Below are 8845 nucleotides of genomic sequence, written 5' to 3' on the forward strand. Positions count from 1 at the left end.
GTCTGCTGTACAGATGAAGCAGGCTCAAAGAACCCTTCATCAACATTCTTTTTGTATTTACCGTAAAGGTGTGTCGCTGCTGCTGCGGAGCAGTTGATAACCATCATACCGATAATCCCTCATCATTAGGGTTAGAGAAAAATTTATTTTTCATTACAAATCCCCCATTCAGTAGGTTTGACCTTACCATTTAGAAGGAACTCCTTAATAAGATCCATATATTCACGAAAATCAGGATTTAACTCGATAAGTCTGTTGCATGTCTCCCAATCAATTTCTAATTTTTCTTTGGCATGAATGAGGATTTGACTCTCGGCGGGATTGATAACATCAAGTAAAATAACACCTATTCCATGTACTGCATTCAGTACTGTTAGTTCACTAATACACTTGTCATCAATATTTTCGGCTACAATATAACCATAATGCGACCAGGAAGAGTTAGAGACTGTCTGGAAAAATGCTTCTCTGACATTAGAGATATTTAATGTTTTTTTTACTTCAAAAGACCATAAAAATGCGCGTTTCCCTCCAAAATTTGAGACAATATCTTTTGCGAGCACTCCCCAATGCTGTCCGTTGTCCTGTATTCCGACAATATCAGGATGAATCCATTTATTACTTTTAAACGGGCCTTTTCTTGATTTCTTTTCATCGATCCGTCTTGTATAAACACCAAGTGTGCTGCTGGCATAGTTACTTAATAAAGGATATAGGTCATGTTCTGAATAGTCTCCACTATGCGAATCTTGGAAATCATTTTCATCTTTGGGAAGCAAATTTATTTCATCCTGATCAGCCTGTGAAATATCTTGTACCCAGTAGTATTTTCTGGGCTTGCCCGCAGATGTTTTAATGTGCTGGTTTTTCTTCATTAGTAGCGGTTTCTGAGAGCCTATTTCAGCGGCTACCTGACCTATTAAATCATTTTCGCCTGTTAATTTTCCAGAGGATTCAAGTTTATTTTTAGCATATGTTGTATAACGCTTACATATTTCAACTGCGAGTTCACGAGCCGTGAACTGCGTTTTCTGATTTTCTTTAAGAACAGAAATAACCATGCCACTTAAAGTGTTGTTTTTTGAACCTGCTGATATAGTATCTTCAAGGTTATTCAAAATAAAGCTCCTTAGTGTGAGGAGAGGCACCTGAATCAGGCGATTTCATTGCATCCCCTTTCATACATCATGACAATTCATTAGCCAGTAACTCTGCTTGCTTCAAAACTGTTTCCGTAGCCAGCAATGACATATCAGGCGGATAACCATATTTTTTGAGCAGACGTTTTACCACCACGCGAATTTTCGCTCTTGCCGCTTCTTTCACTGTCCAGTCCAGACTAACATTGTTGCGGATAGCTTCCGTCAGTACGACTGCCAATTCACGCAGCTTTTCCTTTTCCATTAACTCGCGTGCAGTGTCGTTATCTGCAACAGCAGAATAGAAGGCATATTCATAGGTGCTCAGGTTTAACTGGCTGGCAAGGCTGTCAGATTCCTGTATGGTTTTAGCAAGCTTGATCAGTTCATCGATCACTTCCGCAGCGGTCAGTACCTTGTTCTGGTAGCCGTTGATTGCAGAGGTCAGCATATCAATCAGTTTTTTACCTTGGGTGATACTTTGGTTCGAGCGAACCTTGATCTCATCAGCAAGCAACTTTTTAAGCGTTTCCAGAGCAATATTTCTGTGTTGATAATCCTTCATTTCCTGAAGGAATTCATCGGAGAGTACAGAGATATCCGGCTTTTGTATTCCCGCTGCGTCAAAGATATCGACGACTTTATCCGTGACCAGAGCCTGATCGATAGTCTGCTTTACCCGCACTTCAAGGCTATCATTGTGTTCTTCTTCTGAGCCGTCAGGGTTTTCAGTAAATTTATTCAGACGAGCTTTCACTGCCTGGAAGAATGCGACTTCGGGTGCTGCTTCCATTGCTTTATCATGTGGCGTAGCCAGTGCAAATGCCTGAGACATAGCAGCAACAGCGGCAAGGAAACGCATTTTCCCTTTGCCGTTATCCAGCCCTAAAATGTGGTTTTCTGATTCAAGGATGATCGTCAGTCGCTGTGAAGTCGTTGCCGTAAAGTAGGCTTTGTAATCGTAGCCATGCATCATGCCTTCCAGGATTTCCAGCTTTTCCTGCATGAGCGTAACGGCTTCTTCCTGAACCTCAGCAGGATCTCCACGTCCTCCGGCATCGGAGTAGAACGACAAGGCTTCTTTTAAATCAGAAGCAATACCGAGATAGTCAACCACCAGACCACCGATTTTATCCTTATACACACGGTTGACACGGGCAATGGCCTGCATCAGGTTGTGGCCTTTCATCGGTTTGTCGATATACAAGGTATGCAAACTTGGCGCATCAAAGCCGGTAAGCCACATATCACGCACTATCACCAGTTTCAGCTTGTCGTCGTCGTCTTTCATTCGGTTAGCCAGAGTCTGACGTTCTTTTTTGGTGGTGTGGTGTTTAGCGATTTCTGGCCCATCAGCAGCAGAAGAGGTCATAACAACTTTGATCACGCCATCGTTTAAATCTTCACTGTGCCATTCGGGTTTAAGTGCGACGATTTCCTTATACAATTCAGCAGCAATACGGCGGGACATGGTAACAATCATGCCCTTGCCATGATCGGCATTGGACTTTAAGCGCTTTTCAAAGTGCTGAACCATATCCGCTGCAATGGCTTTAATACGTTTTGAACTGCCAATCAGCCCTTCGATTCTGGCCCATTTGGAACGTTCTTTTTGGGTAAGCGTCAGCTCGTCCTCATTAAACTCATCATCAAACTCTTCGATAAGCTGTCGGCCTTCTTCACTGATAGCAATTTTCGCCAGACGGCTTTCATAGAAGATACGCACGGTCGCACCGTCTTCAACAGCCTGCGAGATATCGTAGATATCAACATAGTTTCCGAATACGGCAGGGGTGTTTACGTCCGTTTTTTCTATGGGGGTTCCGGTAAAGCCCAGATAGGTAGCATTGGGCAAGGCATCACGCATATATTTGGCAAAGCCATAAACAGTGCGTTTACCTGTTACGTTGCCTTCGCTGTCTTTTACGTCAACTTCTTTGGCGCTGAAACCGTACTGAGATCGGTGGGCTTCATCAGCGATAACGACAATATTGGTTCTGTCTGATAGCAACTCATAGATATTGCTACCATCATCAGGCTGGAATTTTTGAATGGTAGTAAACACCACACCACCAGAGGCTACGCGCAAATATTCTTTGAGTTCTACCCGGTTATCAGCCTGTTTAGGTGTCTGACGAAGTAGCTGGGTCGCGGAAGAGAACGTACCGAATAGCTGATCATCTAAGTCGTTACGGTCAGTAATCACAACAACTGTCGGATTATCCAGCGCCAGCACAATTTTTCCGGTATAAAACACCATCGAAAGCGATTTACCGGAACCTTGGGTATGCCAGACTACGCCCGCTTTGCGGTCCCCGGTTTTTTGCGCATTAACGAGATCTTTACTGTTACGCCCCTGTTGGCGTACTGCTACTTCGGCAGAGGGGGAGTCCGCATTCACCGCCGAGGCACGAATAGTGGAAAGTACTGCTGCATTGACCGCGTAGTACTGATGATAAGCCGCCATTTTTTTAACCGTGCGGATACTGATAATCCCTTTATTATCTTCATGTTTGCTGGCTTCAAACACGATAAAGTGGCGGATCATATCCAGCAGTGTTACAGGATTAAGCAACCCTTGTAATAAAACTTCGAGCTGTGGCTGGGTACTGGTAGCTTGCGTTTTACCGTTAGCGGTTTTCCATGTCATATAACGACTGAAATCAGCCGAAACTGTTCCCGCTTTGGCTTCCAGCCCGTCAGATATCACATTAAAGGCATTGTAGGTAAACAGGCCGGGGATTTGATTCTGATAGGTTTTAATCTGGTTATAGGCACCTGCAACCGTAGCATTTTCGTCAGCGGCATTTTTCAGTTCAATAACGACTAATGGCAGACCGTTGATGAATAAAATAAGGTCTGGTCGGCGGGTATGATTGCCTTCTTTGATGGTTATCTGGTTCACAACCAAAAATTCATTATTCGTGGGATCGTTAAAGTCAATCAGGCAGGCCAGCTCTCCTTGTGTATTACCATCCTTGCTGACTTCGATATTGATTCCTTCGGTCAACAGGCGATGAAAGGCCAGATTGTTTGCCATCAGATCAGGTGTGCTTATCTGCATCACCTGTTTTAGAGCTTCTTCACCTTTCTGTTCACTAAGGTGAGGATTCAGGCGTTGTAGGGCAGTACGCACCTTATCTTCAAGGATAACCTGCTGATAGCTACGTAACGGATTGATTCCACTAGGTTCAATGTCCGGGCCATAAACATACTCATAGCCCAGGCCTTGCAGGTACTCAATTGCCATTGCTTCAATATCGGATTCGGTCATCTTTGCCATGCGTACTGTCCTTATTGCCACTTAACCAGAGGGCGGGCTGTGCACCCGCTTAATTATTTTATGCTACTGATGCGATTGCTTCTTCCACATACTGAACCCGTACATCGCCGCTCATCAGTTTAGGAAGTAGGGTGTTGCGGAGTTTTTCTAGTCTTCTGATTTGTTTAGTGTTTAGCCTGTTCTTTTCGAATAAATCACGAGTTAACTCATTGAAGGATAGCACTTTTTCTTTTGGTGGTTCAATAAAGGTTAAATCTCGAAAGCTTGATTTTGATATTTCCTGGAATACAGATCCATTGCCTGAGTTTTTTATTATTTCCATATTTAATTTACACCACAAGTACATATACTCACTGTGGTAATGAGAGCTTTCACGTATGGCTATATACCCCTGATTAATTGCAACTGGGATGTCTGTTATTGAGAGATATCCTATCGGAGCCCTTGAGGACATTAATAATGTTCTTACAGGCAAGAGACCAGAGCTAATCCTTTTTAAGCCCAAAGATGTAATCTTTCTTTCGGTACTCATCAAAAAAATTGACTCGCTACCTGATAGGTCTCTTGGAGATGTCCAGGAAATATCACCATCCCAAAAATCATCGTTTTTTGTGCTAGGTGTTGAACCACCATTTAACGTGAAAACTTCACCAATAGTTGTTTCAGGCCAATCCTCCTGCGCTTCTTCAATAAACCACTGCCTAAACAGGGTTTCAGCCATAGATTCCAGCGTTTTATTTTGGCGATGAAGCAGGTCTATTTTATCATCAAGAGAAGATAGCACAGAGGCGATGGCTTTTTGTTCTGGGAGTGGAGGCAATGATAATATTTGGGTATACGCAGTATCCCGATTCAGTCCAGGAACAGCACTATCCTCATTTAGCTCTTCTAGCCCTAATGTTTTTAATAAATAGAATAAAAAAATAAAATGATATTTAGATGGATTAGGTAAAATATAATACGCAGTATCTATGCACCAAAATGGTCCATTAGTCAAATAAGATTTTCCAACAGTTCCTTTTCGTCCAACTATAATACCGTTGTCATTGATTAATGCACAATCATGCCATCCAGTTAGACCACCTGAACTATACACAGGTATAGAACCAGCGTTTCGGTCTTGTGCTTTCAGTGCCTTACCATAGTTGAGAGTAACAATTTCACCTAACTTTATTTGTATCCACTGACTCATAACACCACCTTCGCCAGATTCTCAGCGATAGCCTTATTCAGACGAGCTTCTTCTTCCAGTTGCGCTTCAAACTCCGCTTTAAGTGCCGAAAAACGTTCTTTGAAGTCAAAATCGTCTTCTTCGTCAGCAAGACCAACGTAACGGCCCGGTGTCAGCACATAATCGAGTTTAGCAACTTCATCAATGTCTACTGACGCACAGAAACCAGCCACATCTTCGTAGTTTCCACCTTTGTTACGCCAGTTATGGTAGGTATCAGCAATGGTCTTGATATCGTCGTCGGAAAGCACTTTGCTACGGCGGTTGATCAAATGACCAAGATTACGCGCATCAATAAACAGAATTTCTTTACAACGATCACGATACTGACTGCTGTTTTCACGATCACGACGCATAAACCATAATGCAGCAGGGATTTGGGTATTCAGGAACAGTTTTGCAGGTAAGTTAACGATACAGTCAATAACATTAGCGTTTTTCACCAGCGCTGCACGGATATCACCTTCACCCGAACTTTTAGATGTTAAAGCCCCTTTTGCCAGCACAACACCAGCCTGACCTTTTGGCGACAGGTGATACAGGAAGTGTTGCATCCAGGCAAAGTTAGCATTGCCGGCAGGAGGGATACCATATTGCCAGCGAGCATCACCACGTAGTTGCTCACCTGACCAGTCAGAAACGTTAAACGGCGGGTTAGCAATGACAAAATCAGATTTTAAATCTCTATGGGCATCATTAAGGAAAGAGCCTTCACTGTTCCAACGAACGTGTTCTGAGTTGATACCACGAATAGCAAGGTTCATCTTTGCCAGACGCCAGGTTGTCTGGTTGGATTCCTGCCCGTAAATCGAAATATCGTCGATATTACCCTGATGGGCTTCAACAAATTTCTCTGACTGAACAAACATACCACCAGAGCCACAGCAGGGGTCAAAGACTCGGCCTTTGTAAGGTTCCAGCATGTTAACCAGCAGACTTACAATGGATTTTGGTGTATAGAACTGACCACCTTGTTTACCTTCTGCCAGCGCGAACTCACCAAGGAAGTATTCGAATACATGGCCTAAAACGTCAGCAGAACGCGCTTTGGCGTCACCCAATGCAATGTTGCCAATCAGATCTATCAGTTCACCCAGCACTGTGGCATCAAGATTCTGGCGAGCATAGACTTTCGGCAACACACCTTTTAGCTGCGGGTTACCTTCTTCGATGAAGTCCATTGCTTTATCAACCAGCTTACCGATATCTGATTGCCTTGCCCTGGATTTTAGAAAGTCCCAACGAGCACCTTCTGGCACAAAGAATACGTTATAAGCAGTGTATTCGTCTTTGTCTTCCGGATCTGCACCTGCAAATTCATCTTCGCCTGCTTTCAGCAGTTCGTAATGCGATTCAAAAGAATCTGAAATGTATTTAAGGAAAATCAGGCCCAGTACCACATGCTTGTACTCGGCGGCATCAATGTTCTTGCGTAGTTTGTCGGCTGCTTTCCATAAAACAACTTCTAACGATTCGGTTTTGATTTCTTTGGGTTTTCTAGCCATTACGGTCATTTTCCAGATACGGACGATTGGCCTATTTTGCCTTAAAGTTCCTGCTGTTACGAGCTTATCTATTGATTATTAATCAATCATCTTTGCGTTTGCTCGAACCAAAGCGAAATTTAGGGAAGGTGAAACCTTTTGATTTTGTGGCAACTTTCTTTTCCTTTGGTAAAGGTGGAAAGGCAACGGATGGGCTTGTTTTGTCTGGTTCTTGTTTTTTCTCAGGCTTGTGGTTGTAGTTCGCGTCCGGGGGTACGGAAACGTCTGCTGATTTATGGGTAGTCCCCATCGACTCCCACTGCCTGCGGGTGATCTTCAACTTCGTCACAGGGTCAACTATGATCTCATCGAGCGAAGTATCCGTTGGGATATTTGTGTCTTGCAGAGGATCGGCTACGGTAGTGATAGCGGGTTCTGGTACGGCTTTCTGAACAGGGTGCTTAACCAACACACTCATAAAACTTTTAATAAAATCATACAGCTTGTGTAGATTGATCTTATGCTTACGCCTTAATAGCGTTGGTTTTTCTGTTTTTGGTGCAACTCCATAGTAAAGGGACATATCCTTTTGCTTCACTTCAACAGGCTTAAATCGGCGTTTCTTCTCTGGTACAACAAGTGCAGGCTGTTGTGGCGCTGGTTTTGCTTTCAGACGTTCAATACGGAATGTGTTGAGGTTGACGGTAATGAGATGACCCACATCACTGTTAAACAACTGCCTGAAATCATTAGCGGCCTGTTTTGTCTGTGCTGCCTGCGCTTGCTCTGCTGCACGTAAGGTTTTGGCTCTTTTGGTATGCCATGATTTACGATCTATTCTGGTAAGCGCAGGGCGATCAAGTTCAATGGCCTTAGCCAGTTGTTCGTTAGCGATATCCTCTCTTCCTGCTTCCTGTGCTGCCTTAGCCAGAACAATCGCCTCTTCACGCTGCGCTGAAAGGGAACGGTGATCTATGCGATTCACAGAACCAGTACGTTCAAGTGCACAGTTAGACATTCTGGACCATGACGCACGCCACTCGTCCATTAAATCATGTTCGTTCCAGCTTCTGTTCTTGTTGCCAAAACCTTGTGGTGTTATCTCGCGCAGCGTCAGCATAACGTGAGCATGGGGATTATGACCGTCAAGGTCATGGAAAGAGATATCTGCAATCATGCCCTTGCTGACAAAATTACGTTTGCAGTAGTTTTTCACTAACGCGATTTTGGCATCGTTATCCAGTTCAACAGGAATAGCGATATCAAAATAACGTGAGAGTTGAGCATCTTTTCTTTTTTCGATTTGCTCTATTTCGTTCCACAACACAGCAGAATTTTCCACAATATTTAAAGGTGTGTATTCTGGCGCAAGAATGCAGTGGTGGAACAGATCGGAACGATATGAATAATCGTACACGTCTCCTGTTCTGTTATCTTCTATTCTTGCTCTTGCGTTATATGCAGCAAGATAGCAGGACGATTTTCCTGCGGATCTTTTTAGCATGCTAAACGATAAATGAAATATTGCCATACTACAAAAATACTCCTGTTGGTTTTAATTGCTTTTAAAGGTGTTGACCTTTGCTGCTTTTAGTTTTTCGCAAGAAAAACTTATGTGTTGACTTTAAGGCCCCCGCCAGGCCCACACGTTGCGAAGCAATGTATAAGTGGGCATTGTATTTATTTTTTATTCAGCTTGCGCCGAATC

The 8845-nt window shown here is 43.4% G+C and carries 5 protein-coding genes; all 5 read right to left on the minus strand.

The window, feature by feature from the left end; genetic code table 11:
• Positions 1-143 precede the first annotated feature (143 nt).
• Positions 144-1118: a COG2958 family protein gene (locus ACSZO4_RS23265; protein ID WP_437891431.1), complete on the minus strand. Its 975-nt coding sequence runs from the start codon at positions 1116-1118 to the stop codon at positions 144-146.
• Positions 1119-1185: 67 nt separating this feature from the next.
• Positions 1186-4422 (minus strand): type I restriction endonuclease subunit R, encoded by a 3237-nt coding sequence (locus ACSZO4_RS23270; protein WP_437891433.1) that lies wholly within the window; start codon positions 4420-4422, stop codon positions 1186-1188.
• Between the two features lie 58 nt (positions 4423-4480).
• Positions 4481-5614, minus strand: a complete 1134-nt coding sequence (locus tag ACSZO4_RS23275; RefSeq protein ID WP_437891435.1) for a restriction endonuclease subunit S — start codon at positions 5612-5614, stop codon at positions 4481-4483.
• Entirely contained in the window at positions 5611-7158 is a 1548-nt protein-coding gene (locus tag ACSZO4_RS23280; protein WP_437891437.1) for an N-6 DNA methylase, read from the minus strand. The genes ACSZO4_RS23275 and ACSZO4_RS23280 overlap by 4 nt, the downstream gene beginning before the upstream one ends.
• Before the next feature lie 82 nt (positions 7159-7240).
• Positions 7241-8668 (minus strand): MobQ family relaxase, encoded by a 1428-nt coding sequence (gene mobQ, locus ACSZO4_RS23285; protein WP_437891438.1) that lies wholly within the window; start codon positions 8666-8668, stop codon positions 7241-7243.
• Positions 8669-8845: the final 177 nt, after the last annotated feature.

It is taken from the genome of Phytobacter sp. V91, from assembly GCF_965644225.1.
Lineage (GTDB): Bacteria > Pseudomonadota > Gammaproteobacteria > Enterobacterales > Enterobacteriaceae > CBFFRJ01.